26 protein-coding genes are annotated in these 24,460 nt (G+C 71.7%); 13 read left to right on the forward strand and 13 right to left on the reverse strand.

The features are described from left to right. The first annotated feature begins 5 nt into the window (after nucleotides 1–5). The gene (locus tag ACFXGI_RS11880; RefSeq protein ID WP_384705261.1) at nucleotides 6–944 is read left to right on the forward strand and encodes an EamA family transporter; all 939 of its coding nucleotides are present in this window, start codon (nucleotides 6–8) and stop codon (nucleotides 942–944) included. Nucleotides 945–997: 53 nt separating this feature from the next. On the opposite strand, the gene ACFXGI_RS11885 is transcribed toward ACFXGI_RS11880, so the two are convergent. The 4 genes from ACFXGI_RS11885 to ACFXGI_RS11900 all read right to left on the reverse strand — a co-directional run bounded on the left by ACFXGI_RS11885 (nucleotide 998) and on the right by ACFXGI_RS11900 (nucleotide 4,722). Then, entirely contained in the window at nucleotides 998–1,795 is a 798-nt protein-coding gene (locus ACFXGI_RS11885; protein WP_384705262.1) for a trypsin-like serine peptidase, read from the reverse strand. Further along, nucleotides 1,792–2,898 (reverse strand): alpha/beta hydrolase, encoded by a 1,107-nt coding sequence (locus ACFXGI_RS11890; RefSeq protein WP_384705263.1) that lies wholly within the window; start codon nucleotides 2,896–2,898, stop codon nucleotides 1,792–1,794. Before ACFXGI_RS11890 ends, ACFXGI_RS11885 begins: the two co-directional genes overlap by 4 nt. 162 nt (nucleotides 2,899–3,060) lie before the next feature. Continuing rightward, nucleotides 3,061–4,161 (reverse strand): alpha/beta hydrolase, encoded by a 1,101-nt coding sequence (locus ACFXGI_RS11895; protein WP_384705264.1) that lies wholly within the window; start codon nucleotides 4,159–4,161, stop codon nucleotides 3,061–3,063. A 123-nt stretch (nucleotides 4,162–4,284) separates the two neighbouring features. Next, nucleotides 4,285–4,722, reverse strand: coding sequence for a MarR family winged helix-turn-helix transcriptional regulator (locus ACFXGI_RS11900; RefSeq protein WP_384705265.1), 438 nt, complete (start codon nucleotides 4,720–4,722; stop codon nucleotides 4,285–4,287). A gap of 79 nt (nucleotides 4,723–4,801) precedes the next feature. On the opposite strand from ACFXGI_RS11900, the gene ACFXGI_RS11905 reads away from it, so the two are divergent. Next, entirely contained in the window at nucleotides 4,802–5,809 is a 1,008-nt protein-coding gene (locus ACFXGI_RS11905; protein WP_384705266.1) for an SMP-30/gluconolactonase/LRE family protein, read from the forward strand. Nucleotides 5,810–5,827: 18 nt separating this feature from the next. Here ACFXGI_RS11905 and ACFXGI_RS11910 read toward each other — a convergent pair whose 3' ends face one another. Then, on the reverse strand, nucleotides 5,828–8,020 hold the full coding sequence (locus ACFXGI_RS11910) for a DEAD/DEAH box helicase (protein ID WP_384705267.1): 2,193 nt from the start codon (nucleotides 8,018–8,020) through the stop codon (nucleotides 5,828–5,830). Between the two features lie 212 nt (nucleotides 8,021–8,232). On the opposite strand from ACFXGI_RS11910, the gene ACFXGI_RS11915 reads away from it, so the two are divergent. The 3 genes from ACFXGI_RS11915 (at nucleotide 8,233) to ACFXGI_RS11925 (ending at nucleotide 10,209) form a co-directional block, all read left to right on the forward strand. Beyond that, nucleotides 8,233–8,802 carry an RNA polymerase sigma factor gene (locus ACFXGI_RS11915; RefSeq protein WP_384705268.1) on the forward strand — a complete coding sequence of 190 codons (570 nt, stop codon included), beginning with the start codon at nucleotides 8,233–8,235 and terminating at the stop codon, nucleotides 8,800–8,802. Next, a complete protein-coding gene (locus tag ACFXGI_RS11920; protein ID WP_384705269.1) occupies nucleotides 8,799–9,494 on the forward strand; it encodes an anti-sigma factor family protein in 696 nt (231 codons plus the stop codon). Before ACFXGI_RS11915 ends, ACFXGI_RS11920 begins: the two co-directional genes overlap by 4 nt. An 85-nt stretch (nucleotides 9,495–9,579) precedes the next feature. Beyond that, nucleotides 9,580–10,209, forward strand: coding sequence for a hypothetical protein (locus ACFXGI_RS11925; RefSeq protein ID WP_384705270.1), 630 nt, complete (start codon nucleotides 9,580–9,582; stop codon nucleotides 10,207–10,209). Nucleotides 10,210–10,244: 35 nt separating this feature from the next. On the opposite strand, the gene ACFXGI_RS11930 is transcribed toward ACFXGI_RS11925, so the two are convergent. Then, entirely contained in the window at nucleotides 10,245–10,736 is a 492-nt protein-coding gene (locus ACFXGI_RS11930) for a hypothetical protein (protein WP_384705271.1), read from the reverse strand. After that, nucleotides 10,729–13,947 (reverse strand): M36 family metallopeptidase, encoded by a 3,219-nt coding sequence (locus ACFXGI_RS11935; protein ID WP_384705272.1) that lies wholly within the window; start codon nucleotides 13,945–13,947, stop codon nucleotides 10,729–10,731. Before ACFXGI_RS11935 ends, ACFXGI_RS11930 begins: the two co-directional genes overlap by 8 nt. 322 nt (nucleotides 13,948–14,269) lie before the next feature. Here ACFXGI_RS11935 and ACFXGI_RS11940 point away from each other — a divergent pair, with 322 nt between their 5' ends. Next, the gene (locus ACFXGI_RS11940) at nucleotides 14,270–14,548 is read left to right on the forward strand and encodes a type II toxin-antitoxin system RelE/ParE family toxin (protein ID WP_384705273.1); all 279 of its coding nucleotides are present in this window, start codon (nucleotides 14,270–14,272) and stop codon (nucleotides 14,546–14,548) included. A 242-nt stretch (nucleotides 14,549–14,790) separates the two neighbouring features. Here the strand turns inward: ACFXGI_RS11940 and ACFXGI_RS11945 are convergent, their stop codons facing one another. Both ACFXGI_RS11945 and ACFXGI_RS11950 read right to left on the reverse strand, forming a co-directional pair. After that, nucleotides 14,791–15,045: a Txe/YoeB family addiction module toxin gene (locus ACFXGI_RS11945; RefSeq protein ID WP_384705274.1), complete on the reverse strand. Its 255-nt coding sequence runs from the start codon at nucleotides 15,043–15,045 to the stop codon at nucleotides 14,791–14,793. Beyond that, a complete protein-coding gene (locus ACFXGI_RS11950) occupies nucleotides 15,042–15,323 on the reverse strand; it encodes a type II toxin-antitoxin system Phd/YefM family antitoxin (RefSeq protein ID WP_384705275.1) in 282 nt (93 codons plus the stop codon). Before ACFXGI_RS11950 ends, ACFXGI_RS11945 begins: the two co-directional genes overlap by 4 nt. A 375-nt stretch (nucleotides 15,324–15,698) precedes the next feature. Here ACFXGI_RS11950 and ACFXGI_RS11955 point away from each other — a divergent pair, with 375 nt between their 5' ends. Next, the gene (locus ACFXGI_RS11955) at nucleotides 15,699–15,968 is read left to right on the forward strand and encodes a type II toxin-antitoxin system Phd/YefM family antitoxin (protein WP_384705276.1); all 270 of its coding nucleotides are present in this window, start codon (nucleotides 15,699–15,701) and stop codon (nucleotides 15,966–15,968) included. Next, nucleotides 15,961–16,224, forward strand: a complete 264-nt coding sequence (locus ACFXGI_RS11960) for a type II toxin-antitoxin system RelE/ParE family toxin (RefSeq protein ID WP_384705277.1) — start codon at nucleotides 15,961–15,963, stop codon at nucleotides 16,222–16,224. Before ACFXGI_RS11955 ends, ACFXGI_RS11960 begins: the two co-directional genes overlap by 8 nt. 133 nt (nucleotides 16,225–16,357) lie before the next feature. Here ACFXGI_RS11960 and ychF read toward each other — a convergent pair whose 3' ends face one another. Beyond that, entirely contained in the window at nucleotides 16,358–17,446 is a 1,089-nt protein-coding gene (gene ychF / locus ACFXGI_RS11965; protein WP_384705278.1) for a redox-regulated ATPase YchF, read from the reverse strand. A gap of 135 nt (nucleotides 17,447–17,581) precedes the next feature. Here ychF and ACFXGI_RS11970 point away from each other — a divergent pair, with 135 nt between their 5' ends. Continuing rightward, on the forward strand, nucleotides 17,582–18,115 hold the full coding sequence (locus tag ACFXGI_RS11970; RefSeq protein ID WP_384705279.1) for a DUF6542 domain-containing protein: 534 nt from the start codon (nucleotides 17,582–17,584) through the stop codon (nucleotides 18,113–18,115). Between the two features lie 31 nt (nucleotides 18,116–18,146). On the opposite strand, the gene ppgK is transcribed toward ACFXGI_RS11970, so the two are convergent. Continuing rightward, complete coding sequence (gene ppgK / locus ACFXGI_RS11975; protein WP_384705280.1) at nucleotides 18,147–18,902, reverse strand: polyphosphate--glucose phosphotransferase; 756 nt, start codon at nucleotides 18,900–18,902, stop codon at nucleotides 18,147–18,149. Nucleotides 18,903–18,928: 26 nt separating this feature from the next. Further along, nucleotides 18,929–19,933 carry a 4-hydroxy-3-methylbut-2-enyl diphosphate reductase gene (locus ACFXGI_RS11980; protein ID WP_384705281.1) on the reverse strand — a complete coding sequence of 335 codons (1,005 nt, stop codon included), beginning with the start codon at nucleotides 19,931–19,933 and terminating at the stop codon, nucleotides 18,929–18,931. A gap of 85 nt (nucleotides 19,934–20,018) precedes the next feature. Between ACFXGI_RS11980 and ACFXGI_RS11985 the strand changes: the two genes are divergently transcribed. The 4 genes from ACFXGI_RS11985 to ACFXGI_RS12000 all read left to right on the forward strand — a co-directional run bounded on the left by ACFXGI_RS11985 (nucleotide 20,019) and on the right by ACFXGI_RS12000 (nucleotide 23,848). Next, nucleotides 20,019–21,395 carry an APC family permease gene (locus ACFXGI_RS11985; protein ID WP_384705282.1) on the forward strand — a complete coding sequence of 459 codons (1,377 nt, stop codon included), beginning with the start codon at nucleotides 20,019–20,021 and terminating at the stop codon, nucleotides 21,393–21,395. A 188-nt stretch (nucleotides 21,396–21,583) separates the two neighbouring features. Continuing rightward, nucleotides 21,584–22,804 carry an exodeoxyribonuclease VII large subunit gene (gene xseA / locus ACFXGI_RS11990; protein ID WP_030867433.1) on the forward strand — a complete coding sequence of 407 codons (1,221 nt, stop codon included), beginning with the start codon at nucleotides 21,584–21,586 and terminating at the stop codon, nucleotides 22,802–22,804. A gap of 70 nt (nucleotides 22,805–22,874) precedes the next feature. After that, on the forward strand, nucleotides 22,875–23,138 hold the full coding sequence (locus tag ACFXGI_RS11995; RefSeq protein WP_384705283.1) for an exodeoxyribonuclease VII small subunit: 264 nt from the start codon (nucleotides 22,875–22,877) through the stop codon (nucleotides 23,136–23,138). Nucleotides 23,139–23,257: 119 nt separating this feature from the next. Then, nucleotides 23,258–23,848, forward strand: a complete 591-nt coding sequence (locus tag ACFXGI_RS12000) for a malonic semialdehyde reductase (RefSeq protein WP_384705284.1) — start codon at nucleotides 23,258–23,260, stop codon at nucleotides 23,846–23,848. Nucleotides 23,849–23,921: 73 nt separating this feature from the next. On the opposite strand, the gene ACFXGI_RS12005 is transcribed toward ACFXGI_RS12000, so the two are convergent. Next, complete coding sequence (locus ACFXGI_RS12005) at nucleotides 23,922–24,458, reverse strand: DUF4245 domain-containing protein (protein WP_384705307.1); 537 nt, start codon at nucleotides 24,456–24,458, stop codon at nucleotides 23,922–23,924. Between the last annotated feature and the right edge of the window lie 2 nt (nucleotides 24,459–24,460).

Genomic DNA, 24,460 nt, shown 5'->3' on the forward strand with positions numbered 1-24,460 from the left:
CCGTCATGCGCACCTCGGAGACCGCTGAGAGCGGGCAGCCGCCGCAATCCGCGCCCCGCGGGGTGGGCGGGGCCGTCTGGACGGCGCTCGCCCTCGTCTACGTCGTCTGGGGTTCCACCTATCTCGCCATCCGCGTGGTCGTACGGACCATGCCGCCGTTCCTCTCCGCCGGAGCCCGCTTCATCACGGCCGGCCTGCTGCTGCTCGGCCTCGTCGCCTGGCGGTACGGGCCGGGCGCGCTCCGGGCCGGCCGCAGGCAGGTCGGCTCCGCGGTGCTGGTGGGCCTGCTGCTGGTGCTCGGCGGCAACGGACTCGTCGTCCTCGCCGAGACCTCGGTGCCCTCGGGCCTCGCCGCGCTGCTGATCGCCGCCGTGCCGATGTGGCTGGTGGTGCTGCGCAGCGCCACCGGCGACCGGCCGCCGCCGCGGACCCTCGGCGGCGTGCTGCTGGGCTTCGGCGGGCTCGCGGTACTGACCGTCCCGGGCATCAGCGGCGACGTGCGGCTCTCCGGGGTGGTGCTGGTGATCGTGGCGTCCGTGCTGTGGTCGCTGGGCTCGTTCTCCGCGTCGAAGCTCTCGCTGCCGGACAACCCGTTCACGGGCAGCGGGTACCAGATGCTCGCGGGCGGGGCGGGCGGGATCGTCGTCGGCCTGCTGCGCGGCGAGCACCGCTCACTGGACTGGGGCGCGTTCTCCACCGCCTCCTGGCTGGCGCTGGGCTACCTGGTCGTCTTCGGCTCGCTGATCGCCTTCACGGCGTACGTGTGGCTGCTGCAGGCGGCGCCGCTGTCGCTGGTGGCCACGTACGCGTACGTCAATCCGGTCGTCGCCGTCGCGCTGGGGGCGCTGATCCTCGACGAGGCCCTGACCGTGCCGATCCTGGTCGGCGGCGCGATCGTCGTGGTGGCGGTGTGCGTGATCGTCAGCACGGAACGCAGGCAGTGAACGGGATCGGGCGGTGAGCGGACGCGGGCAGTGGCCGGAGCCGCCCCGGGGCCTCAGTCCCGCGCGGCCTGCTCGTACAGCGCCTTCGCCTTCTCGTCGAAGAGGGCGGCCGTGGAGTCCACGTCCGTGTCCCCGCCGCTGAGCACCCCGATCAGCCGTCCCGGGTTCCCCGGACCGCCGCGGTCGGCGATCCAGGGGCTGCCGCTGGTGCCCGACCAGAAGCCCGCGCAGCCGATGTAGAGCATCGCGGGGTCCTCCTGGTCGTGGCCGGTCTGGGTGGTGCAGGAGATCGGCTTGTTCTGCGGGTTGCGGTCCGACTCGGGGTAGCCCACGACCGTGACCTCGCGTTCGTACCCGGAGGTCCAGTCGGGCTTCGGGGCCTCGTCGGCGCCGCCGACCGCCTGCTGCACCGTACGGCCGTCCTCGTCCGGCGCGATGCTGAGGAAGGCGAAATCGGCGGTGTCCTCGCCCCATTTGGTCCAGCGCTCGTCCACGTGGACCGCGCGGACCTTCCACACGCCCAGCGGCCGGCGTCCCCCGCCCTCTCCGGTGAAGGCGGGGGCGAAGGAGAGCTCGCCGATGGCCATGCCGTCGTGCGCGAGCGCTCCGGGCTCGCCGCCCTCGCCCGCGGGGGCCACGCAGTGCGCGGCGGTGGCGACGACGGTGCCCTTCGGGCTGTCGACGACGCTCGCCGTGCACCAGTGCTCGCCGTTCGCCATGAGCACGCCGACGCCGGGGAAGGCGTGCACGGCGTTCAGGTCCTCGTCCGTCGCCTTGACGAAGCCGACGGCCAGGGCCGCCGCCACGGTGGCGGCGGCCGCGGCGAAGGCGCCCCGGACGAATGCTTTCATCGCACGGCGGGGTCGGGTGTCGGTGCCAGCATGACCTTGCTGATCCACTCCAGAGCACCCTCCCTCATACCGCGGACGTACGACTTCCCATTGTGCTCACCATCCTGGATCACCTGGAGCGTGGTGTGCACGGGGCCCTTCCCGTAGTCCTTCATGAACTTCTCGGCCTTCTCGCGCCCGGTCTCCTTCGTGCCGATCTGGAAGTTGATGTAGACGTCCGGACCGCCTTCCTTGATCAGCTTCTCGGCGAGCTTCTCCGGGTTGTTCTCGTCCATGGCCTGCGTGTTCCCCTTCCACAGCGGGGAATCGGGGACGATGTCGACCCCGCTCGCGATGGCCGCCTTGAAACGGTCGGGGTACTTCAGGACGTGCTTGAACGCGCCGAATCCGCCCGCGGAGGAGCCCATGAAGGCCCAGCCGTCACGGGAGGTGAAGGTGCGGAAATTGGCCCTCGTGAAATCCGGGATGTCCTCGGCCATCCAGGTGCCCATCTTGGGCTCGCCGGGGATGTCGGAGGCGTCGAAGTGGTGCTTGGTGTCCGCGTTGTGCACCGGCATGATCAGGATGAAGGGCAGGCTGGTGCCCGCCTTCGCCCCGTCGCTCACGGCCTTCTCGAGGCCGAGGCCGGGGCCCGTGCCCCAGTAGTTCGTGGGGTAGCCGCGGCCGCCGGGCAGGGAGATCAGCACCGGGAAGGCGCTCTTGGCGTACTTCGGGTCGTCGTACTCCTTGGGGACCCACACCCACACGTCGCCGGTGAACCCTGACTTCGCGCCGGTCAGGGTCGTACGGCCGATCTGCGTGCCGTCGGGCATCCGGTACGTCCGGACGAACGAGGCCTTCGGCCCGGTCGGCATGCTCACCCCCGGCCGGATCTGCTCGGCCGCTGCGGCCGACTCCTGGACCTTCCCGAAGGAGACCGGATCCCCTATGTCCGAGAAGAGCCCGTACTTGTATGCTGCGGCGCCGCCCCCGGCGGCGAGTGTGAACGCCAGAACGCCGCTGATCAGAAGCCTGCGCGGGCGCTTTGGACGGCGGCGGCCCGTGGTCTGCGGGCCTTCCTCGGCCATGAGGTCGCCGTCACCCTGAAGCTGGTCATGCTGCACGGATTTGTCCCGTTCCTTCTCCGGCGCTCCCGAAGAGCGCGGGTCGGACCGATCGGTCCCCCTTCACCCCTTACAGAGGTGTCAACGATCGGATGGGTTGCCTGGGACCGGTGGGACGTGGTGCGGGCCACGCCGGTCCGCGGCTCCGTGCGTACGGGCTGGTCAGCCGGTGGCGGGCTGCGGCGCCTTGAGGACCTTGCTGATCCACTCCAGGGAGCCTTCCTTCATGCCCCGGACGTAGTGCCAGCCGTTGTGCTCGCCGTTCTGGATGTCGCGGATGGTCATCTTGACGGGACCCTTGCCGTACGACTGCTGGAATTTGGTCATCCGCTCCCTCCCCGACTCCTTGGTGCCGATCTGGAAGTTGATGAAGACCTCGGGGCCGTTGGCGTCGATCAGCTTCTGCGCGAGCCGCTCGGGGTTGTTCGCGTCCATCTCCGCCTGGTGGCCCTTCCAGAGCGGGGAGTCGGGAACGATCTCACCGCCGCTGGCGATCACGGCCTTGAACCGGTCCGGGTACTGCAGGACGGTCTTCATGCCGACGAAGGCGCCGGAGGAGGAGCCCATGAAGGCCCAGCCGTCGCGGGACTTGTACGTACGGAAGTTGGCCTTGGCGAAGGCCGGTACGTCCTCGGCGATCCAGGTGCCCATCTTGGGCTGGCCGGGGATGTCGGCGCCGTCGCAGTAGTACTTGCTGTCCGGGTTGAGCACCGGCATGACCACGATGAACGGCAGGCTGGTGCCGGCCTGCACGCCCTCGCTGATGGCCTTCTGGAGGCCGAGGCTGCGGTCGGACCAGTAGTTGCTCGGGAAGCCGTTGCCGCCGGGAAGCGCGATGAGCACCGGGAAGGCGCTCTTCTCGTACTTCGCCTCGCCGTACTCCTTCGGCGTCCAGACCCAGACGTCGCCCTCGAACCCCGACTTCGCGCCCGCGAGGCGGGCCTTCGCGATGACCGTGCCGTCGTCCAGCTCGGCGGTCTGCTTGAAGCCGGACCTCGGACCGGTCGGCAGCAGTACGTCCGGATCACCGCTGGGCGAGGCGGAGGGCGACGGCGCGCCCGGGGAGGGCTTGCCCGCGTCGGGGGCGGCCGGGGCGGACGCGGGGGCCGGGGCCTTGCCGAAGCTCACGGACCCACCGTTGCCGGAGAACCAGTCGAGCTTCCAGGCGGCGAAGCCGGCGCCGCCGAACAGGAGCGCGAAGGCCACGGCGGCGGATATCCATATCGCGCGGCGGGAGCGGCCGGCGGGCGGGGACTGGTGCACGAACGTGGCTCCGAACGGTCATCGCTGTCCCGGTCGGGACAGAACGGCTGGGTACTGCGTCGGGTCCGATGCGCGGATCGGACCTCACCTCCGGGCGTCGCCTCCGGGCGTCACCTCCGGGCGTCACCTCTGGGCGTCGAGCACCTCGGCGCACCGCCCGAGCAGGCCGATCAGCTGCTCCCGCTCCTGCGCCGAGAACGCGGCGGCGAGCGCCCGCTCCACCCGTACGGCGCCGGCGTCGGCGAGCTCCATCGCGATCCGGCCCTCTTCCGTCAGCCGGGTCTCGAGCACGTTGCGGTGCCACTCGTGCGGGGTCCGCTCGATGAGGCCGCGCTCCTGGAGGTTCTTCAGCACCGTGTTCATCGTCGGCGGGGTCACCCCGCACAGGCGGGCGAGCGCGGCGGCCGAGATCCCGGGCTTCTCGGAGAGCCAGAGCAGGGCGGCGTACTGCGGAACCGTTACCGCGGCGGGCTTGAGCGCGGCGTTCTTGGCCGCGAGGAGCGCCTGTTCGGCGCGCTTGACGTGCGAGCCGATGCGCTCCTCGGGAGGCATGGAGGTCATGGCCGCATCCTAAGGCCCTTGCGTGCATTAGAGCTCTAACATATCTTCGTGCTCACCCATACGGAAGAGGACACCTACCGTGCTGAAGAAGCTCCTGCCCGCGACGCTCCTGACCCTGACCACGGCGCTCACGCTGGGCGCGATCCCGGCGGCGCACGCCTCGCAGGCGGCCCCGTCCGCCGCACAACCCGCCTCGCGCGCCGCCGGCCGGATCTCCACCGCGTTCACCCTGCCCGGCGAGAAGGTCTATCCCGAGGGCATCGCCACCGACCCGCGCGACCACACGGTGTACGTGGGCTCGTACGCCGACGGCACCGTCTACCGGGCCCGCCCCGGGCAGCGCACCGCCGAGGTGTTCCTGCCCGCCGGCACCGACGGCCGCCACACGGCGAACGGACTGCGCGTCGACGCCCGCGGCCGCCTGTGGGTGACCGACTCCACGGCCGGGGTCGCCGTCTACGACACCGCGTCCGGGCGCCGCCTGGCCCACTTCGAGGTCGCCGGGACCGGCGGGCTGTTCGTCAACGACCTGACCATCACCCCGGACGGCACCGCCTACCTGACGGACAGCGTGCGCTCGGTGATCTACCGGGTCACCCCGGACCGGCTCGCGGCCGGCTCGGGCGCGCTGCTCCCGGCGTACGACCTCAGCGGGCACCTCACCCCGTCACCGGCCGGCAGCTTCGCCCTCAACGGCATCGTCTCGGACCCGGCGGGCCGCTTCCTGCTGGCCGTGGACATGACCGCGGGCGACCTCCACCGCATCGACCTGCGCACCGGCGCGATCTCCCGCGTCGCCCTCCAGGGCGGGGACCTCACCCACGCCGACGGCCTCGACCTGGCGCCCGACGGCACCCTGCGGGTGGCCCACAACACCACGAACACCCTGACCCGGTGGCACGTCAGCCCCGACGGCACCCGGGCCCGGCTGACCCGTACGATCACGGACCCGTCGCTGCAGATCCCGACCACGCTGAGCCACACCCCGGGCCGCACGCTCGTGGTCCGCTCCCAGTTCGACAAGGGCGGCCCGATGGGCCCGGGCACGCCGACGACCTTCACGATCGCCTCGGTCCGCGGGCTCTGACGCACCGCCCGCACGGCGTCAGCCGGCCGCGCCCAAGCGGGCCTGTTCCTCCTCTACGATGCGCCGGGCCAGCGAGGTGTCCGAGACGTCGACCGCCTCCGGCGCCGACTCCGCCACCACGCTGCGCCGGGCGTACGCGTCGAAGAGCCGGGCCTTGCGGTCCAGCACCTCCAGCATCCGCTGGTCCACCCCGTCGGTGGCGAGCAGCCGGTGCACCCGTACCGCGCGCACCTGGCCCATCCGGTGCGCGCGGGCCACGGCCTGCGCCTCCGTGGTCGGTTTGACCTGCGGCTCGCACAGGATCACCACCGACGCGGCCTGGAGGTTGATCCCGATGCCGCCCGCCTCGATCTGCGCGAGCAGCACGGCGTGCCCGGCCGCCGCGCCGAACCCGTCGACGAGCCGCTGGCGGCGGGCCGGCGGCACGCTCCCGGAGATCGGCCCGAAGAGCAGGCCGCTGCCGCCACCACCCGCCGAAGGCTGCCGGCCGAGCGCCTCCTCGACCGCCCCGAGCACCTCGCGGAAGGCGGAGAACACCACGACCTTCAGCCCGTTGGCGGCGGCGTCCGCCACCAGCTCGCGCAGCCGCGCCAGCTTCGCCGACTTCTCCGGCCTCGCGTACGCGGCCCTGCGCATCGCCATGAAATTGCCGGCCCGCACCGCCACCCGGTAGGCCTCCCGGTCGGCCGCGCTCAGCTCCTCCCATTCGTCGGTCCACTGGATCCCGGGCAGCTCGGCGAGTACGTCGCGCTGGTTGCGCCGCAGGTACGCGGGCGCCACGGCCGTGCGGAACGCCTTGGATCCGGCCACCGTGTCGAGCTCACCGATCCCGGAGGCCACCTCGGGCCGCAGGATCCGTACGAGACTGCGGAACTCCGCGACCCGGTTCTCCATCGGGGTGCCGGTGAGGAAGAGGACGTGACCACAGCGCCCGGCCCAGGCGGCCACCGCGAGCGAGCGCTGCGCCTGCGGGTTCTTGACCTGGTGGGCCTCGTCCACGACGAGCATCCCCAGCTCCTCGGCGGCCGGCTCGGGGAATCCGGTCAGCGCCTGGAAGGTGGTCACGGCCACCCCGCCCTCCCCCCGCCAGTCCGCGAACGCGTCGTGGCGGCCGGGGCCGTGCAGGGCGACCGCCCGCAGGGTGCTGCGCGCCTCGATCTCGCGCGTCCAGTTGATCAGGACGCCTGCCGGGCAGACCACGAGGAAGTGGCGGTGCCCCTGCGCCGCGAGGTGCGCGAGGGCGGCGAGTGCCTGGATCGTCTTGCCCAGTCCCATCTCGTCGCCGAGGATCACCCGCCGCTGGGCGAGGGCGAAGCGGGCGCCGAAGGACTGGTACCCGCGCAGCGAGACGCGGCGGTGGGTGCCGTCGAGGGCCTGGGCGCGGACGCGTTCGGCCAGCTCCTCGGGCAGGAACCCCTGGGCGGCGGCCGGGTCGGCGCCGCCGCCGGGCCGCTCGGTGACCTCCGCGAGCAGGCCGTAGTACTCGGCGGAGCGCAGCTCGAAGTCGACCCAGGCCGCCGCCTCGTCGGCGGCCGTGCGCAGCAGGTCGACCGAGGCCTGCCCGAGCAGGGCGGGGACGCCTTCGGCGGTGGCCCGCCCGGTCCGCCGGCCGATCTCGGTGAGGGCGGCGAGGGCCCGTTCGCGCCGCTCCCGCCCCGCGAACCAGCCCCGCAGCCGTCCGGCGGCGGGTGCGGCGTCGGCGAACAGCGGTCCGAGCCCGGCGTCCAGGGCGGTGGCGGCCTCGACGGCCCGGCGGGCGTCCGGGCCGGCCTCGACGAGCGGGTACAGGGCGGCGACCAGGGCGGTGGTCCGGGGCTCGGGACGGTCCACGTCGAGGTGTACGGCGACGGTCTCCCCGACGGCCTCGGCGAGCTGCCGAGCGGCGCCGAGCGCCTGGTCTGCGGTCTGCTGCCCGACCCCGGGGATCTGGCGCAGCCGGTGGCGGCCCGCGTCCAGGACCCGCTGCACCGTGTCGAACCCGGCCGCCTCGACGGCGGCCACGGCGGCCGGCCGCAGCCGCCCCTCGGTGACGTGGGCGAGCCGGTCGGCGGGGATCCGCAGCAGCTCGGAGCGGGCCAGGTCGGCGTGGATCGGAGCCCAGGCCTCCCGTACGGCGTCGACGGCCCGCCGGTGGTCGGCCAGCAGCGCACCGGCCGCGGCGTGCAGCCGCTCGCCCGCGCCGATCGCCTCGGCCGCCGCCCTGCGCCGCATGCCCCTCACCCCCCGACTGCTCCCGACCGCGCCGGGTAACGACTGCAGGCAACCTACCCCCGGCGGCGGGGTCGGCCGTGCCCCGCGGGCGGCGGGCGGGAGGGCGCGGACGGGAACGGGAGCGGGGAGAGGAGCAGAATGAAGGGGTGTTTCCGCACGAACCCGAATCAATCCATTCGGGGAGGCCGAACGTATCCACTGACGTGCAGAGAATGGGCCTCCCGCTCGGGCGTGCGCCGGACGAAGCGTTGCTGTCGGGCCTTGCGACGGGTGATCCCGAGATCGCCGTCGCGTTCGTGCGCCGCTTCCAGCGCACGGTATTCGGCGTGGCCATCGCCGTGGTGGGCGATGCCCAGCTCGCCGAGGACATCGCACAGCAGACGTTCGAGCGGGCGTGGCGGCACGCACAGGTCTACGACTCGCGCCGGGGGTCCGTACGGACCTGGCTCACGGCGATCGCGCACCATCTGGCGATCGACGCGGTCCGGGCGCGCCGGGCCAATCCGGTCGCCCCGGAGGACCTGGACGCCCTCCTCGACCTCGTGACGGAGACGCCCGAGCAGCACGCCGTCGCCGCCGAGACCTCGGCCGGCGTACGGGCGGCCGTGGCCACCCTGCCCCGGGAGCAGGCCCGCGCCCTGGTGATGGCGGGCATCTACGGGTTGACCGCGCAGCAGATCGCCGACATGGAACAGGTGCCGCTGGGGACGGCCAAGACGCGGATCCGGACTGCGATGCACAAGCTCCGCAGGACCCTGGGGGCCGAGGAGAGCCGGCGATGAGCGAGATGACCTGCGAGCAGCTGAGGGAACTCGACGCCGAGCTGGCGCTGGGCATCCTTCCGGCCCGGGAGCGCGCCCGTGCGGTCGCCCACCTGGACCAGTGCCCCGGCTGCCGGGAGCACATCGAGCAGCTGGCGCTGGTCGGCGACGACCTGCTGGGGCTGCTCCCGGGGACGGAGCCCCCGGTCGGCTTCGAGAGCCGGGTCACGGCCCTCCTCCAGCCGCCGGCTCCGGAGCCCGCCCCGGCTCCGGCTCCTGCGGCCCGGCGGCGGCTCCTGCGGCCCCGGGTCGCGGCCGCGGCGGCCGCCCTGGCCGTGGCGTGCGGCTTCGGCGGCTGGGCGGCGGGCACGGCCATCCAGGCCTCGGCGCCGCCCGCGTCCCCGACGGCCCGCGCGAACGCCCAGCTGCTCCAGGCCGCGCTGGTCACCGGCGGCCGGGAGGTGGGCCGGGTGTTCGCCCACCCGGGCGCGCGGGGCTGGGTGTACATGTCGGTGGACCTGGAGAAGCCGATGCCCGAGATCAGCTGCGTACTCGACCACAAGGACGGCACGATGACCCGCCTCGGCACGTTCTCCCTCCAGGACGGCTACGGCTACTGGGTCGCGACGACCGACGTGAACGCCACCACCCTCGCCGGCGCCCGTCTCCTCACCCCGGAAGGCTCCCTCCTCGCCTCGGCCCACTTCGCCTAGAGGGTGTCCGGCCGGCTCCCCCTCCGCGTGTCACAGACCCGTCATTTCCCACCCGGCAGGTCCCCGTCGCGACGAGCATGGCCGGATGCGCACACACCACACCGCCGTCCTCCTCACCACCGCCGGACTTCTCGCCCTCACGGCCTGCCAGAACCCGGCGGCCTCCGGCGGCACGCCGGCTCCGCCCGCCTCGTCGGGCTTATCCGCCTCCTCCAAGGCCCCCGGCTCCGCGGCGAAGACCGCCACCGTTCCTCAGCTCGTGGGGAAGGGGCTCCAGAGCGCGCAGGACGAGTCCCAGGCGGCGGGGTTCGCCCTGCTGAAGTCGCACGACGCGCTCGGCCGTGGCCGGCTCCAGGCCGTGGACCGGCACTGGAAGGTCTGCTCGCAGAGCCCTGTCGCCGGCGCGACCGTCCCTGCCGCCACGACGCTCGACCTCGGCGCCGTGAAGCTCGAAGAGACCTGTCCGGCTGCGGACCCGGGGCCGCAGCCGGAAGCGGGCGGGACCATGCCGGACTTCGCCGGCAAGTCGATGAAGGTCGCCCGTGCCGCACTGCCGTCGAACGCGAGCATCACCGTCAAGGACGCGGCCCAGAGCCGGATGGTGCTCCAGGCGTCGAACTGGAAGGTGTGCTCGCAGGATCCCAAGGCGGGTGCCCGGCTGGCCGGGCAGCCCGTTGCGTTCACCGTGGTCAAGTTCGAGCAGGCGTGCCCCTGAGATCGGCCGGCCCACCGGCTCCCCCGCCCTCCCGCCTACGTGACGGTGAGGGTCAAGGTGGCCGGGGAGGCGGACGGGGGGCGGGGGACGGTGATGCGGGTGGTGCCCGGGCGGACCGCGCGGAGCTCCCATTCGCGGTGGCCCGAGCCCGTCACGTTGCTGACGCGGATCAGCTGTACCGCATCGCCCCGGGCGGTGGGCTGCGGCCCGCCTTCCGGGAGGGGCAGGCGCAGGCGGGCCGTCTGCCCGACCGCGAGCCGCCCCGCGAAGCCGTCGTCGGCCCCGGTGAGTACGCGGCCCTGCGCCGGGGTCGGCGCGCCGGCCGCCGTGGCGCTCGTACCGCCGGTGACGCCCGGGGCGCTCGTACCGGCCTCCGGATCACCCGTACCGGCCGTACCGGCCGTACCGCCCGAACCGCTCCTGCCGCCCGACTCGTGCGTCCCCTTCTCCGGCGGACGCGCCCGGCCGCCCCCGCACCCCGTGACGAGGGCGAGGGCGGCGAGGCATACCAGGCGGCGGTCAGCCACCGTCACGCACGTTGAAGCGCAGCAGTACGTCGACCTGCTTCAGCAGCTGGTCCCGCGTCGACGCCGGGTTGTTGTAGACCGCCTCGGCGTTGGCCACCGCCGCCCCGAAGGTCGAGTCCGTCTTCCAGTCGCCGTCGGTGTCGACCGGCGTGGACAGGTCGTACGACCCGTTCGCGAAGTTGAGCCACGCCGCGAGCAGCTGCGGCGATCCCGAGCTGAGGATCGCGTACGCCTGGGCGTCGGTCAGCGGTCCGTACACGGCGCTCATGAACGAGGCCACGCTCAGCAGGCAGGCCCGCTGCGCCGCCGTGAAGTGCTTCGGCGAAGGCCCGCCGAACTCCTTCATCCAGTAGGCCTGGTTGTGCGCCCACTTCGTGTTGCCGGTGGTGATGACGGAGGCCGTGTCGGAGGCGGAGCCGCCGTCGTCGTCCGTGCCGGTGAACGTCAGCGTGGACAGGCACGCGGCCGGGTACGCGTGCGACTTCGTCCCCGTCACGTCGCGCGGCTGGATCGAGGGGCTCGGGTCCGGGTCGGTGGCCGGCGGGTTCACCAGCGAGACCAGGGCGTCCGAGGTTCCGTCGCCCCAGAGCCAGTTCAGGGTCAGGTCGTCGCTGCCCGGGTCGGCCGACGTACCGGTCACGGCGACCGGCGTGCCGGCGTGGGCGATGAAGGCCTTCTGCCCGTTGTAGGTGGTCTGCCCGTCGCCGGAGATCGCCGCGGTCGGGTCGATGTTGGCGATCTTCGCGTCGACCGTCCGGCAGGTGACGGTGTCGTCGTCCCTGCCGCAGACCTCGATGGCGAAGGTCCCGTCGTCCCCGTACGTGTGCTGCGCCGTGAAGCTCAGCGTCGCGTCGGGGCGGTCGTTCTCCAGTGTGCCGGTGAGCTCCTGCGCGCCCGCTCCGTCCTTCCAGTCGACGGTGGCGGTCAGCGGGTCGAGCCAGCCCGGGTCGCTGATCTTGCCCGTGAGGGTGACCGGACTGTTCTCGCCGGCCGGGGTGACCGGCTGGAGCGTCACGACCGGTGCGGCGTTCGCGACGGTGACCGTCGTCGAGTCGGTGTCGGTGTTGCCGGCGGCGTCGGTCACCTTCAGCCCGATGGTGGAGACGCCGTCCTGGCCCACCGCGCCGAAGGCGGCGGTGACCCCGGTGGCGTCGTCGTACTGCCCGTCGTTGTCCAGGTCCCAGGCGTACGAGGTCAGGTTCCCGGCCGACGGCGCGGTCCCCTTGGTGGAGCCGGCCGCGCTGAGCGTGACGTCCGTGCCCTCGTTCGTCGTGTACGGACCGCCCGCCTTCGCGGTCGGCAGGCAGGCGGCCGGGACGGTCTCGTCGGCGGTCACGGTGTTCTGGTCGGCGCTGGACGCGGCGTTCGCGCCCATGCCCCGGCCGGCGAAGACCCGCCACAGGAGGCACTGGTTCGCGCCCGCGTTGCTGGTCATGTCCGCGGCGAGGATGCCGTCGCGCGCGTCGAGGTAGCTCGGCGTGGCGACGGTGCTCTTCATGCCGTCGATGACGAGCTGCTGGGTGAACGCGACGCCCTTCGCCTCGCGGATGTCGTACATCGTCGCGGCCCAGATCTCGCCGTTGCGGTGCACGCCGCGGGCGGGGTTGAAGGTGCCCCACTTCTCGGTGGACGTGTCGTAGGCCTGCGAGCGGATGCCGGTGGCGGTGTTGCCGGTGACGTACTCGCCGACCGTCGCGTCGCCCCACTTGAGGAAGGAGACCGTGTCGCTCCAGCCCTCCCCGAGGGCGCCGGTCTGGGAGCCGTCGCCGAGGTTGCCGCCGCCGACGAGGCGGCTGGACACGCCGTGTCCGTACTCGTGCGCGATGACGTCGCCGTCGAGCGAGCCGTCGCGGTACGGCCGGCCCGGCGGCTGCCACATGTACATCTGCATGCGCGGGCTGGAGCCGTCCCCGGGGGTGCCGAAGTTGGCGTTGTTCGTGCAGCGGATCCTGTTCGGCGGGGTGGCGTTGTCGAGGCAGCCGAGGTCCCAGCCGTCCTGCGCCTCGGCCAGGACGGGGTCGTTGCCCGAGCCGCCGCGGCCGAAGTTGTCGACCTGGAAGTTGCGCGACGCCTCGTCGAACCCGAGGTCGTAGAGGTAGTCGTGCATCACGTTGGTGTAGTAGAAGAGCTGCGTGATGACCGGGTTGACGTCGGCGTCGAGGTTGGCCTGCGTGGCGTTGGCGTTGGTGCGCCAGGTGTCGTTGAACGTGTAGTTGAAGTGCTGGTGGTTCGGGTCGCCGCTGGCCGGGGACTGCGGGCGCAGCGCGTCGTTCCCGGTGTCCGGCACCAGGTTGTCGCCGTCCTCGTCCCGGTACGCGTTGGCGTTGTTGCCCTGCGTCAGCCGGTCCGCGACCCAGGAGCCGTCGCGGCCGGTGAGCGGCGTGACGGTGCGGGTGGCGCCGCTGATGTCGGGGTGCTGGGCGGTGAAGACGGTGCCTTCGGGGCCGGCGTGGTGGTAGCGGCTCTGGCGGCTCAGGACGCGGCCGTCGGCGGCGTCGACCACCGTCTCGTACCAGGACGTACCCGAGACCTCGATGTCGGTGAGCCAGGCGGGGCGCAGCTCGCGGCCGGAGTCGGTGGGGAACCAGACCAGTTCGGCGGTCACGTCGTTGGGCTTCGTGAGCCGCTTGGCGTAGACGTTCTTGAACTTCTGCCGGCCCTTGTCGCGGTTGTCGGTGCCGGCCTGCGTGTGCTGGGGCTGCGCACCCTGGGCCTCGGCCGCCTGGTCGAGGGCCTGCTTGGCCGTCAGCTCGACGTTGCCGGCCGGCTCGGCGGTCACGACGGCGCCGCCGAGGATGACGAGGCGGCCGCGCTTGTCGACGGTGGCGGTGAGGAGCGCGCCGTGGACGCGCATCCCGTCGATGCTCTGGCCGATCGTCACCTGCCGCGCCCCGTTGTGCTTGGTGGGGTACGAGGAGACGACGACGAGCGCCTCGGCCTGCCGGGCGGTGAGCCCGAACTCCCCGCGGTGGTCGCGTACGTAGGCGAGGGCGACGTGCTCGGGGGCCTGCTTGGACGGCGGGGTCAGGTACCCCCCGGAGTTGAAGATCATCCGGGCGTGCCCGGTGGCAGGGTCGCGCCGCACGGTGGGATCGGCGGGATCCGCGGCGCCCGGGGGCGCGGCGGCGGCCAGTCCGGGGGCCAGGGCCAGCAACAGGCCGGTGGTGGTCACCGCGGTCCACAACCGCGTGCGGAATCGCCATCTGGTCACGGCCTGAGCCTCCCAAGCGCCCACGCTCCCCCCGGGTCTGCTGTCGAGACCGCGTGCGCTCCGTGACCCTACTCACCAAGATCCACCCGTCAACGAGGCTCTCCGCCCACCCATCCCGCCCAACCCCATTTGCGCGCACCGCCGGACCGTGCCCGCTTCCCGGACCCCGGCTCCGGGGCGGCTCACGAGGCCTCCACGAGACTGCCCGAGTCGCTGGGGTACCCCTTGTGAACCACACGACCACACGTTGGAGCGGAAAGTTCAGCACAGGGCTCCGACCTGTGAAAACGCGGTTCCCGGAGCTCTTGTCCAGCACGAGCGCATGGCCAACCCGGCACCCGGCATCCCGATCGAGGACGTCATGAGGGAGACGCTTCGGAAGATCCCTCACGACATGGCGCTGCGCATCCTGGCCAAACTGACCGGGTTGGAGACCGACCCCCTCGGCTTCAACACCACCGCACTCGCATCCCAGCCCGAACGACGCCGCCTGCGCGTCGGCGACTACCGCGTCGTCTACACGCTCGACAACGGAGAGCTGATGGTCTGGGTCGTTCACGCGGGACACCGGTCCACGGTCCACGACACCCGACCCCGCTGATCCGGCGTCAGAACATCCGCCACGGTGACGGCGATGGGGTCGGCTCCCGGAGGAGCCGAACTCATCTGACCTGCATGTTTGCCAGGTCAAGGACGTGGTGCCACCTCATCCGCTCAGACGTTGAAGCGGAACGTCGGGCGCAGAGCCATGACCCGCGGAAACGTCGTTCCGGAGGGGTCTCTCCCAGCACCCCATCCCGGCATGGGAGCAACATCCCAGCACCGCCCGCACCGCATGAGCGGTCAGTACTGGTACCGAGCCGCGAGAATGACGATCTCTTTGTCAGTCACCAAGTAGACGAGGCGGTGCTCGTCGTCGATTCGCCGCGACCACGCCCCGGGCAAGTGGTATTTCAAAGGTTCGGGCTTGCCGACCCCCGAGAACGGGTCACGCCTGACGTCCTCGATGAGCTTGTTGATCCGGGCGAGCATCTTGCGGTCGCTCTTGAGCCAGGACGTGTAGTCCTCCCAGCCCTGATCCTCGAATACAAGCCTCACGCGGCACCCGCACCCGCGTCCACGGAGTCGGGATCGATCAGCTCGCGCTCCGACACGTTCACGTGGGCCAGTGCGTTCTCGTACGCCTTGAGCAGCCGACGGGCGTTCGCCGGAGAGCGCAACAGGTACGAGCCCTCGCGCAGCGCCGCGTAATCCTCGGCCGAGACAAGCACGGCGTTGCCGTGCTTCGAGACGATCTCGATGGCCTCGTGGTTCTCGTTGACCTTCTTGATCAGCGGAAAGAGTTCCTTGCGGGCTTCGCTCGCGGTTATGGACATGACCTGACCTCTTCCCTCAAGTGGTACCTGATAACGTACCACTCTCGACATCCGTCGGACGGGTCAAATGACTGACGGCTAGCCAGATTTCCCGGCACGGGAAACAGCAAGGGGCCGACCCCTGGAGGAGCCGACCCCTTCCGACCTGCATGTTTGCCACGTTAGCGACGTGGTGTCATTTCATCCGCTCAGACGTTGAAGCGGAATGTTCGACACACGCTCCCACCTGCGAAAACGCGGTTTCCGAAGCCCTTATCCAGCACCGATCCAGCACGGTGCGAGTTCATCCAGCACATCCAGCACGCACGAGTGCGACGAGCGCCCGTCGCCCGCGACGCATTGTGTACACATGGGACACTCGGTACGCTTGAGCGCATGACGCAGCCGCTGCCCATAGAGTCCATCCGCGATGTGCGTGCTCACCTCGCCGAGGTCGTGGAGCGCGCCGATCGCGACGACGTACCCACAGTGATCACACGCCGGGGCAAGGAAGTCGCCGCCGTCGTCTCCATCGAGGTGCTGCGCAAGTACCAGGAATGGGAAGAGCGCGAGATCAATCGGATCATCGACGAGCGCATGGCCAACCCGGCACCCGGCATCCCGATCGAGGACATCATGGGGGAGACGCTGGCACGCGGTGAGTGAGTACCGAACCGTCTTCCGCCCCGAGGCGCAGGCCGAGCTTCGGAAGATCCCTCGCGACATGGCGCTGCGCATCCTGGCCAAGCTGACCGAGCTGGAGACCGATCCCCTCGGTTTCAACACCACCGCGCTCGTGTCACAGCCCGAACGCCGTCGCCTACGGGTCGGCGACTACCGCGTCGTCTACACGATCGACAACGGAGAGCTCGTGGTGTGGGTCGTGCACGGCGGACACCGCTCCACCGTCTACGACACTTGATGTCGGCTGATCCGGCGTCAGAATATCCAGCACCCATCCAGCACAGTGACGACGAAGGGGTCGACTCCCGGAGGAGTCGACCCCTTCTGAACTGCATGTTTGCCAGATCAGCGACGTGGCGCTATCTGATGCATCACACGTTGAAGCGGAACTCGACCACGTCGCCGTCCTGCATGACGTAGTCCTTGCCCTCCATGCGGGCCTTGCCCTTGGCGCGGGCTTCGGGGACCGAGCCGCATTCGACCAGGTCCGCGAAGGAGATGACCTCGGCCTTGATGAAGCCGCGCTGGAAGTCGGTGTGGATCACGCCGGCCGCCTCGGGGGCCGTGGCGCCCTGCTTGATCGTCCAGGCGCGGGTTTCCTTCGGGCCGGCCGTCAGGTAGGTCTGCAGGCCCAGGGTGGCGAAGCCGACGCGGCCGAGGGTGGCGAGGCCCGGCTCCTCCTGGCCGACCGACTGGAGGAGCTCCAGGGCCTCCTCGTCGTCCAGCTCCGAGAGGTCCTGCTCCAGCTTGGCGTTCAGGAAGATCGCCTCCGCCGGGGCGACCAGCGCCGACTGCTCCGCCTTGAAGGCGTCGTCCGTCAGCTCGTCCTCGTCCACGTTGAAGACGTAGAGGAAGGGCTTCGTGGTCAGCAGGTGCAGCTCGTGGAGGAGGTCGCCCTGCTCCGTGCCCTTCGTGATCCCGTGCGAGAAGAGCGTGTCGCCCGCCTCGAGGATCTTCTGGGCCTTCTCGACCGCCGCCAGGACCGCGACCTTGTCCTTCTGGAGGCGGGACTCCTTCGTCAGGCGCGGCACCGCCTTCTCGATGGACTGCAGGTCGGCGAGGATCAGCTCGGTGTTGATCGTCTCGATGTCGTCCTTCGGCGAGACCTTGCCGTCGACGTGCACGACGTTCTCGTCCTTGAAGGCGCGGATGACCTGGCAGATCGCGTCCGACTCACGGATGTTCGCGAGGAACTTGTTGCCCAGGCCCTCGCCCTCCGAGGCGCCGCGCACGATGCCCGCGATGTCGACGAAGTCGACCGTCGCCGGCAGGACGCGCTGCGAGCCGAAGATGCCGGCGAGGACGGCCAGACGCGAGTCCGGGACACCGACGACGCCGACGTTCGGCTCGATGGTGGCGAACGGGTAGTTGGCCGCCAGCACGTCGTTCTTGGTCAGGGCGTTGAACAGGGTCGACTTGCCGACATTCGGCAGGCCGACGATTCCGATCGTGAGCGACACGTTGGCGACTTCCCGTAGCTGGAGGGGGCGGCGGCCCGGGAGTGGGCCACCGGACAGTTTACTTTCCGATGAGTGGCAGTCGTTGTACGCGTGTCCCCACACCGATACCGCGCTCGGCCCGCCTAGCGTGGTGGGGTGGAGCACTACAGGACGCGTTCGGCGGATCACCCGCAGCGACAGCAGCCGGAGCGGCAGCAGCCGGAGCGGCAGCAGCCGCGGAGCCCGGCCCCGCCCGTCGGCGGTGTGCCCGCCCAGGGCGGCCGCCCGCGGCCCGCGCCCGCCCGGCGGCTGCCGCGCCCCCGGCTGACCGGGCTCGGCGGCGGGCTGTTCGCCTGCGTCGCGATGACCCTGGCCGCCGGGATCGCCTGGCTGCTCTTCGGCGGCTCGCTGCTCGCGTACGGGCTGCTCTTCCTGCTCGTCGCGGCCGCCACCGCCCTCTGGGTGCGCCCGGCCGACCTGATCACCGCGCCGATCTCCGCGCCGATCGCCTTCGCCGTCGGGGTCTGGCCCCTCTCCGGCGGCTTCGGCGCGGAGGCCATGGGCATCGTGTCCGCCCTGGCCCTGCACGCGGGCTGGCTGTACGGGGGGACCCTCGTCTCCGCGCTGATCGTCGTCGTACGGAAGGCCGTGCTGATCTCCCGGCGCAGGCTCCCCCGCCGGACCGCCTGACCCGCCCGACCCTCCCGACCCTCCCGACCCGTCAGACCGCCTGACCCGCCGATCCGCGCGCCGCCATCGCCGCGCCCACGATGCCCGCGTTGTTCTGGAGCTTCGCCGGGACGATCTCGGCCCGTACGCCCTCGATCAGCGGAAGGAACTTCTCCGGCTTGCGGCTGACGCCGCCGCCGATGATGAACAGGTCCGGGGAGAAGAGCATCTCCACGTGCTCCAGGTACCGCTGCACCCGGTGGGCCCAGCGCTCCCAGGTCAGGTCCCCGTCCTCCTTGGCCTTGACCGACGCCCGCTTCTCCGCGTCGTGGCCCTTCAGCTCCAGGTGGCCGAGCTCCGTGTTCGACACGAGCCGGCCGTCCGTGAAAAGCGCGCTGCCGATGCCCGTGCCGAGCGTCAGCATGATCACCGTCCCGCCGCGGCCCTTGCCCGCGCCGTACGCCATCTCCGCGATCCCGGCCGCGTCCGCGTCGTTGAGCACCGTGACCGGCTGGCCCCCGAGCCGCTGCGAGAGCAGGGCGGCCGTGTCGACGCCGATCCAGCCCTTGTCCATGTTGGCCGCCGTACGGGTGACCCCGCCGGTGACCACCCCCGGGAACGTCACTCCCACGGGACCGTCCCATGCGAAGTGGCGCACCACCTCGACGACACAGCCGGCCACCCCGTCGGGGGTGGCCGGCTGCGGTGTCAGTACCTTGTGGCGCTCCTGCGCCAGCTCGCCACGGTCCAGGTCCGCGGGAGCGCCCTTGATCCCGGAACCACCGATGTCCACGCCGAAGATCTGCATGGAATCACGGTACGAAACGAAGCGGGCTACTTCTCGGCGACCAGCGAGGCCGCTTCAGCGCGCAGGTCGCGGCGCAGCTCCTTCGGCAGCGAGAAGACGATCGACTCCTCGGCGGTCTTGACGATCTCCACGTCCGCGTAGCCGCGCGCGGCGAGCCACTCCAGGACCTCCTCGACCAGCACCTCCGGCACCGAGGCGCCCGAGGTCAGGCCCACCGTGGTGACGCCCTCCAGCCAGGCCTCGTCGATCTCGCTCGCGAAGTCCACGAGGTGCGCGGCGCGCGCGCCGGCGTCCTTGGCGACCTCGACGAGGCGGATCGAGTTCGAGGAGTTCTTCGAGCCGACGACGATGACCAGGTCGGAGTCGGCGCCCATCACCTTCACCGCCGCCTGGCGGTTCGAGGTGGCGTAGCAGATGTCGTCGCTCGGCGGCGAGACCAGCAGCGGGAACTTGGTCTTCAGCGCGTCGACCGTCTCCATGGTCTCGTCGACCGAGAGCGTGGTCTGCGACAGCCAGACGACCTTGGACTCGTCGCGGACGGTGACCTTCTCCACGTCGTGCGGGCCGTCGACGATCGTGATGTGGTCCGGGGCCTCGCCCGAGGTGCCGATGACCTCCTCGTGGCCCTCGTGGCCGATGAGGAGGATGTCGAAGTCCTCGTTCGCGTACCGGATGGCCTCCTTGTGCACCTTGGTGACCAGCGGGCAGGTCGCGTCGATCGTCGCGAGCTTGCCGCGCGCCGCCTCCTCGTGCACCACCGGGGCCACGCCGTGCGCGGAGAACATCACGATGGAGCCCTCGGGCACCTCCTCCGTCCGCTCGACGAAGATGGCGCCCTTCTTCTCCAGCGTCTGCACGACGTACTTGTTGTGCACGATCTCGTGGCGGACGTAGACCGGCGCACCGTACTGCTCGAGGGCCTTCTCGACGGCGATCACGGCTCGGTCCACGCCCGCGCAGTAGCCGCGCGGGGCGGCGAGCAGGACGCGTCGGGAAGCGGGAGCAGGGGCGGCAGCAGTCATGCGGTCCATCGTACGGGGGTCTCCAGGAGGCCGGGCGTCGCCCGTTCGGCACAGACTGGGGCGAACGTACGAACCGAGCGCCCCCGGAGGAATGATGGCGTCCGTGACGGACCCCGGTACGGCGCCGAAGGCGGCCCTCCGGCGGAGCCTCGGATTCCGCGACCTGGTCGTGTACGGGCTCCTCTTCATCGCCCCCATGGCCCCGGTCGGGGTCTTCGGCACCCTCGACGCGAAATCGCACGGCGCCGTCGCGCTCGTCTACCTCTGCGCGACGGTCGCGATGGCGTTCACGGCCTTCTCGTACGCACAGATGGTCCAGGTGGCCCCGCAGGCCGGCTCCGTCTTCACGTACGCCCGCAAGGGGCTCGGCGAGGGCGCGGGGCTGATCGCCGGCTGGATGGCGATGCTCGACTACCTGCTGATCCCGGCGGTCGCGTACCTCTTCTCCGGGATCGCGATGAACGCGCTGGTCCCGGAGGTCTCGCGGTGGGTGTGGACGGCGCTGGCGGTGCTGGTGACCACCGGGCTGAACCTGTGGGGCGTACGGGCGGCCGCGCGCGTGGGCTTCGCGGTGCTGGCGATGGAGATCGCGGTGCTGCTGGTGTTCGTGGTGGCCGCGGTGACGGTGCTGGTCCGGGACGGGGCGCAGCGCGGCTGGCTGTCGCCGCTGACCGGGGACGGGTCACCGGGCTTCTCCCTGGCGGCCGTGCTGGGCGCGGTGTCGGTGGCGGTCCTCTCGTACCTCGGCTTCGACGCGATCGCCTCGTTCGCGGAGGAGGTGACGGGGGGCTCGGAGCGGGTGGCGCGGGCGGTGCTGTTCTGCCTGGCGCTGGCCGGGGTGCTGTTCTTCGTACAGAGCTACCTGGCGGCGCTGCTGATGCCGGTGTCCTCGGCGCAGCTGGCGGCCGATCCGGCTCAGCAGGGACCGGCCTTCTACACCGCCGTGGAGTCCTCGGTCGGGAACTGGCTGCACGATCTGGTAGCGGTCAGCAAGGCGATCGGGGCGGCCTTCGCGGCGCTGGCGGGGCAGGCGGCGGCGGGCCGGCTGGTGTTCGCGATGGCCCGCGAGCGGCGGCTGCCGGGGGCTCTGGCGCGCACCTCGCACGGGACCCCGCGGGCGGCGCTGCTCGTGGCGGCGACGATCACGCTGGTCGCGGCGGTCTGGGCGGCGCGCCGCGATGACGGGCTCGACCAGCTGGTCTCCGTGGTGGACGTGGGCGCGCTGGTGGCGTTCACGCTGCTGCACGCTTCGGTGGTGGGCTGGTTCGTGGTGCAGCGCGGGGCGGGCGCGCCGAACTGGTGGAAGCACCTGGTGATGCCGGTGCTGGGGGCGGCGGTGACGATCGCGGTGATCGTCGGGGCGGCCTGGACGGCGCAGCTGGTGGGTGCGGTCTGGCTGGCGGCGGGGCTGGCGGTCCTGGCCGTTCAGGGGACCCGGCGGGACGGGGCCGGGGGCGGGTCCGAGCGCTGAGGCGGCGCCCGTCGCCGCGGGCCGGGGCGCGTCCGCAGGCCGAGTCGGCGGATGTCGCCGCGGGCCGGGAGCGCGCCCGAGCGCCGGGGCGGCGCCCGTCGCCGCGGGCCCGACCGGATCCCGACACCGCCGACGGCCCCTGAGACGGTGTCAGTGTGGCTGTCGGCGCGGGCGGATAGCCTGCGTACATGGGTCTGAATACGTCGGCTGACGCGCCGCTGCCGGTCGGTCAGGTGTCCCGGCTCATCGGGGGCTGGATCGACCGGCTGGGCCAGGTGTGGGTGGAAGGGCAGATCACGCAGCTCTCGCGGCGGCCGGGGGCGGGGGTGGTCTTCCTGACGCTGCGCGACCCCTCGCACGACATCTCGCTCAGCGTCACCTGCTACCGCCAGGTCTTCGACGAGGTCGCGGACGCGGTGACGGAGGGCGCGCGGGTCGTCGTCCTGGCCAAGCCGGAGTGGTACGCCCCGCGCGGGCAGCTGTCGCTGCGGGCGACCGAGATACGGCCCGTCGGCATCGGCGAGTTGCTCGCCCGGCTGGAGAAGCTCAAGCGCTCGCTGGCCTCCGAGGGGCTGTTCGCCCTGGACCGCAAGAAGCCGCTGCCCTTCCTGCCGCAGCTGATCGGGCTGGTGGTCGGGCGGGCCTCGGCGGCCGAGCGCGACGTGCTGGAGAACGCCCGGCGGCGCTGGCCCGCGGTCCGCTTCGAGGTGCGGAACGTGGCGGTCCAGGGGGTGAACGCGGTGCCCCAGGTGATCCGGGCGGTCAAGGAGCTCGACGCCCTGGACGAGGTCGACGTGATCATCGTGGCCCGTGGCGGCGGCAGCGTGGAGGACCTGCTGCCGTTCTCAGACGAGGAGGTCGTGCGGACGGTCGCGGCGGCCCGTACGCCCGTGGTCTCGGCGATCGGGCACGAGCCGGACTCCCCGCTGCTGGACCTCGTCGCGGACGTGCGGGCCTCCACGCCCACGGACGCGGCGAAGAAGGTGGTCCCGGACGTGGGCGAGGAGCTGGAGCGGGTACGCCAGCTGCAGGGCCGGGGGCTGCGGGCGGTGCGCGGGCTGCTCGACCGGGAGGAGCGGGGGCTCGCGCACGCGCTGGCCCGGCCGGTTTTCGTCCATCCCCAGCGGATGGTGGAGACCCGCGAGGCCGAGCTGGAGGCCCTGCTGGGGCGTACCCGGCGGACGCTGGGGCACCTGCTGGACCGGGCCGATTCGGAGCTGGCGCACACGCTGGCCCGGGTGGTGGCGCTGTCCCCGGCGGCGACGCTGGAGCGCGGGTACGCCGTACTGCAGCGGGCGGACGGGCACGTGGTGCGGTCGCCGGAGCAGGTCTCGGGGGACGAGGTGCTGCGGGCGCGGGTGGCGGAAGGCGAGTTCTCCGTACGGGTCGCGGGGCCGGACGCAGGGTGAACCGGTCGGCCTCCTCGGCCCCGGAGCCCGGAACATATTCGATGTACTGCACACATAAGGTGGAACGGGAATGACTGAAACCGATACCTCGTTGGGGTACGAGCAGGCCCGGGACGAGCTCGTCGAGGTCGTCCGCAAGCTGGAGGCCGGCGGGACGTCGCTCGAGGACTCCCTCGCGCTCTGGGAGCGCGGCGAAGAGCTCGCGCGGGTCTGCCGGCACTGGCTGGAGGGCGCCCGCGCCCGGCTCGACTCGGCGCTGGCGGCCCGCGAGGCGGGGGCCGGCGAGGCCGGCGGTGCCCGTGAGGGCGGCGGGGGTGACGAGCGGGACGCCTGATCGGGCGGCTCAAACGTGACGTGAGTCATCTTCGAGCGGATTTAGTTGAAAGTTCTACAACTTCCCGCTTAGAGTCGAGGCATCGCTTCACCCCCGCATGTATGGAAGAAGGCTTTCCGATGTCTCTCGTTCTCGACGCCGCCGCCCAGGACCTGCTGTTCCGCGAGGCCCGCACCGCCAACTCGTTCTCCGACGAGCCGGTGACCGAGGAGCAGGTCCAGGCGATCTACGACCTGGTGAAGTTCGGCCCCACCGCCTTCAACGGCACGCCGCTGCGCATCACCCTGGTCCGCTCCCCCGAGGCCCGCGAGCGCCTCGTGAAGCACATGGCCGAGGGCAACCAGGCCAAGACCGCCGCCGCGCCGCTCGTCGCGATCCTCTCCGCGGACAACGAGTTCCACGAGGAGCTGCCGCGCCTGCTGCCGCACTTCCCGCCGGCCAAGGACATGTTCTTCTCCGAGCGCCCGGTGCGTGAGCAGTCCGCGCTGGTGAACGGCGCCCTGCAGGCCGCGTACTTCATCGTGGGCGTCCGCGCCGCCGGCCTGGCCGCGGGCCCGATGACCGGCGCCGACCTGGCCGGCATCCAGAAGGAGTTCCTGGACGCCGACCACACCCCGATCATGGTCGTCAACATCGGCAAGCCGGGCGACGACGCCTGGTTCGACCGCTCCCCGCGCCTGGGCTTCGACGAGGTCATCACCACCGTCTGAGTGCGGACAGGTACGCAGAAGGCCGCTCCCCGGGGTTCCGGGGAGCGGCCTTCTCGCATGCGACCGACTCAGATCACTGCTGGGCGCCCTGCTTGGGCTCCTGCTTGAACTCCAGCGCCGCCGCCATCGCGCCCAGGTCCTCGAAGGAGGCGGTGCCGGTCACGACCGTGGCGTACCCCTGCTCCTGCCGGACGAGGGCGTCGTACTTCTCGCCCTCCCAGCGCTCCCAGACCAGGTCGCCGACCTGCTGCGTCTGCCCGGTGGCCTTCGCCTGCCGGGTGACGCCTGCCAGGTGCTTGGCCGAGGCGTCGCTGGACTGCTCGATCGCGACGTACTGCCCCTTCGGGTCCAGGAAACCCAGGTGCCAGGCGTTCGCGGCCCTGCGGTCGTACGTCACCGAGGTCGCGCGCCACTCGGCGGGGAGCCCCACCGGCACAGCCACCGGGTACGGCGCGGCGCGCCGTGCGGTGATCGTCTCCACCCGGTAGTCGACCACGTGTGTCGGATCGGCCTTCTCGTCATGTGGGACGAAGATGTAGATCACCGCGACGACGATGCCGATCACCGCCAGCGACCGGACCATGTCCCAGACCGTCTGCTTGCCCTTCATAC

It is taken from the genome of Streptomyces sp. NPDC059355, from assembly GCF_042752335.1.
GTDB lineage: Bacteria > Actinomycetota > Actinomycetes > Streptomycetales > Streptomycetaceae > Streptomyces.

What these genes read in the sequence shown, in the direction of transcription:
- ACFXGI_RS11925 (WP_384705270.1), top strand. Translation starts at nt 9,580, where the DNA reads ATGCGCACACACCACACCGCCGTCCTCCTCACCACCGCCGGACTTCTC.
- ppgK (WP_384705280.1), bottom strand. Translation starts at nt 18,902, where the DNA reads ATGCAGATCTTCGGCGTGGACATCGGTGGTTCCGGGATCAAGGGCGCT.
- ACFXGI_RS11910 (WP_384705267.1), bottom strand. Translation starts at nt 8,020, where the DNA reads ATGCGGCGCAGGGCGGCGGCCGAGGCGATCGGCGCGGGCGAGCGGCTG.
- ACFXGI_RS11985 (WP_384705282.1), top strand. Translation starts at nt 20,019, where the DNA reads ATGGCGTCCGTGACGGACCCCGGTACGGCGCCGAAGGCGGCCCTCCGG.
- ACFXGI_RS11920 (WP_384705269.1), top strand. Translation starts at nt 8,799, where the DNA reads ATGAGCGAGATGACCTGCGAGCAGCTGAGGGAACTCGACGCCGAGCTG.
- ACFXGI_RS12000 (WP_384705284.1), top strand. Translation starts at nt 23,258, where the DNA reads ATGTCTCTCGTTCTCGACGCCGCCGCCCAGGACCTGCTGTTCCGCGAG.
- ACFXGI_RS11915 (WP_384705268.1), top strand. Translation starts at nt 8,233, where the DNA reads ATGGGCCTCCCGCTCGGGCGTGCGCCGGACGAAGCGTTGCTGTCGGGC.
- ACFXGI_RS11955 (WP_384705276.1), top strand. Translation starts at nt 15,699, where the DNA reads ATGACGCAGCCGCTGCCCATAGAGTCCATCCGCGATGTGCGTGCTCAC.
- ACFXGI_RS11980 (WP_384705281.1), bottom strand. Translation starts at nt 19,933, where the DNA reads ATGGACCGCATGACTGCTGCCGCCCCTGCTCCCGCTTCCCGACGCGTC.
- ACFXGI_RS11880 (WP_384705261.1), top strand. Translation starts at nt 6, where the DNA reads ATGCGCACCTCGGAGACCGCTGAGAGCGGGCAGCCGCCGCAATCCGCG.
- ACFXGI_RS11900 (WP_384705265.1), bottom strand. Translation starts at nt 4,722, where the DNA reads ATGACCTCCATGCCTCCCGAGGAGCGCATCGGCTCGCACGTCAAGCGC.
- ACFXGI_RS11940 (WP_384705273.1), top strand. Translation starts at nt 14,270, where the DNA reads ATGGCCAACCCGGCACCCGGCATCCCGATCGAGGACGTCATGAGGGAG.
- ACFXGI_RS11885 (WP_384705262.1), bottom strand. Translation starts at nt 1,795, where the DNA reads ATGAAAGCATTCGTCCGGGGCGCCTTCGCCGCGGCCGCCGCCACCGTG.
- ACFXGI_RS11950 (WP_384705275.1), bottom strand. Translation starts at nt 15,323, where the DNA reads ATGTCCATAACCGCGAGCGAAGCCCGCAAGGAACTCTTTCCGCTGATC.
- xseA (WP_030867433.1), top strand. Translation starts at nt 21,584, where the DNA reads ATGGGTCTGAATACGTCGGCTGACGCGCCGCTGCCGGTCGGTCAGGTG.
- ACFXGI_RS12005 (WP_384705307.1), bottom strand. Translation starts at nt 24,458, where the DNA reads ATGAAGGGCAAGCAGACGGTCTGGGACATGGTCCGGTCGCTGGCGGTG.
- ACFXGI_RS11995 (WP_384705283.1), top strand. Translation starts at nt 22,875, where the DNA reads ATGACTGAAACCGATACCTCGTTGGGGTACGAGCAGGCCCGGGACGAG.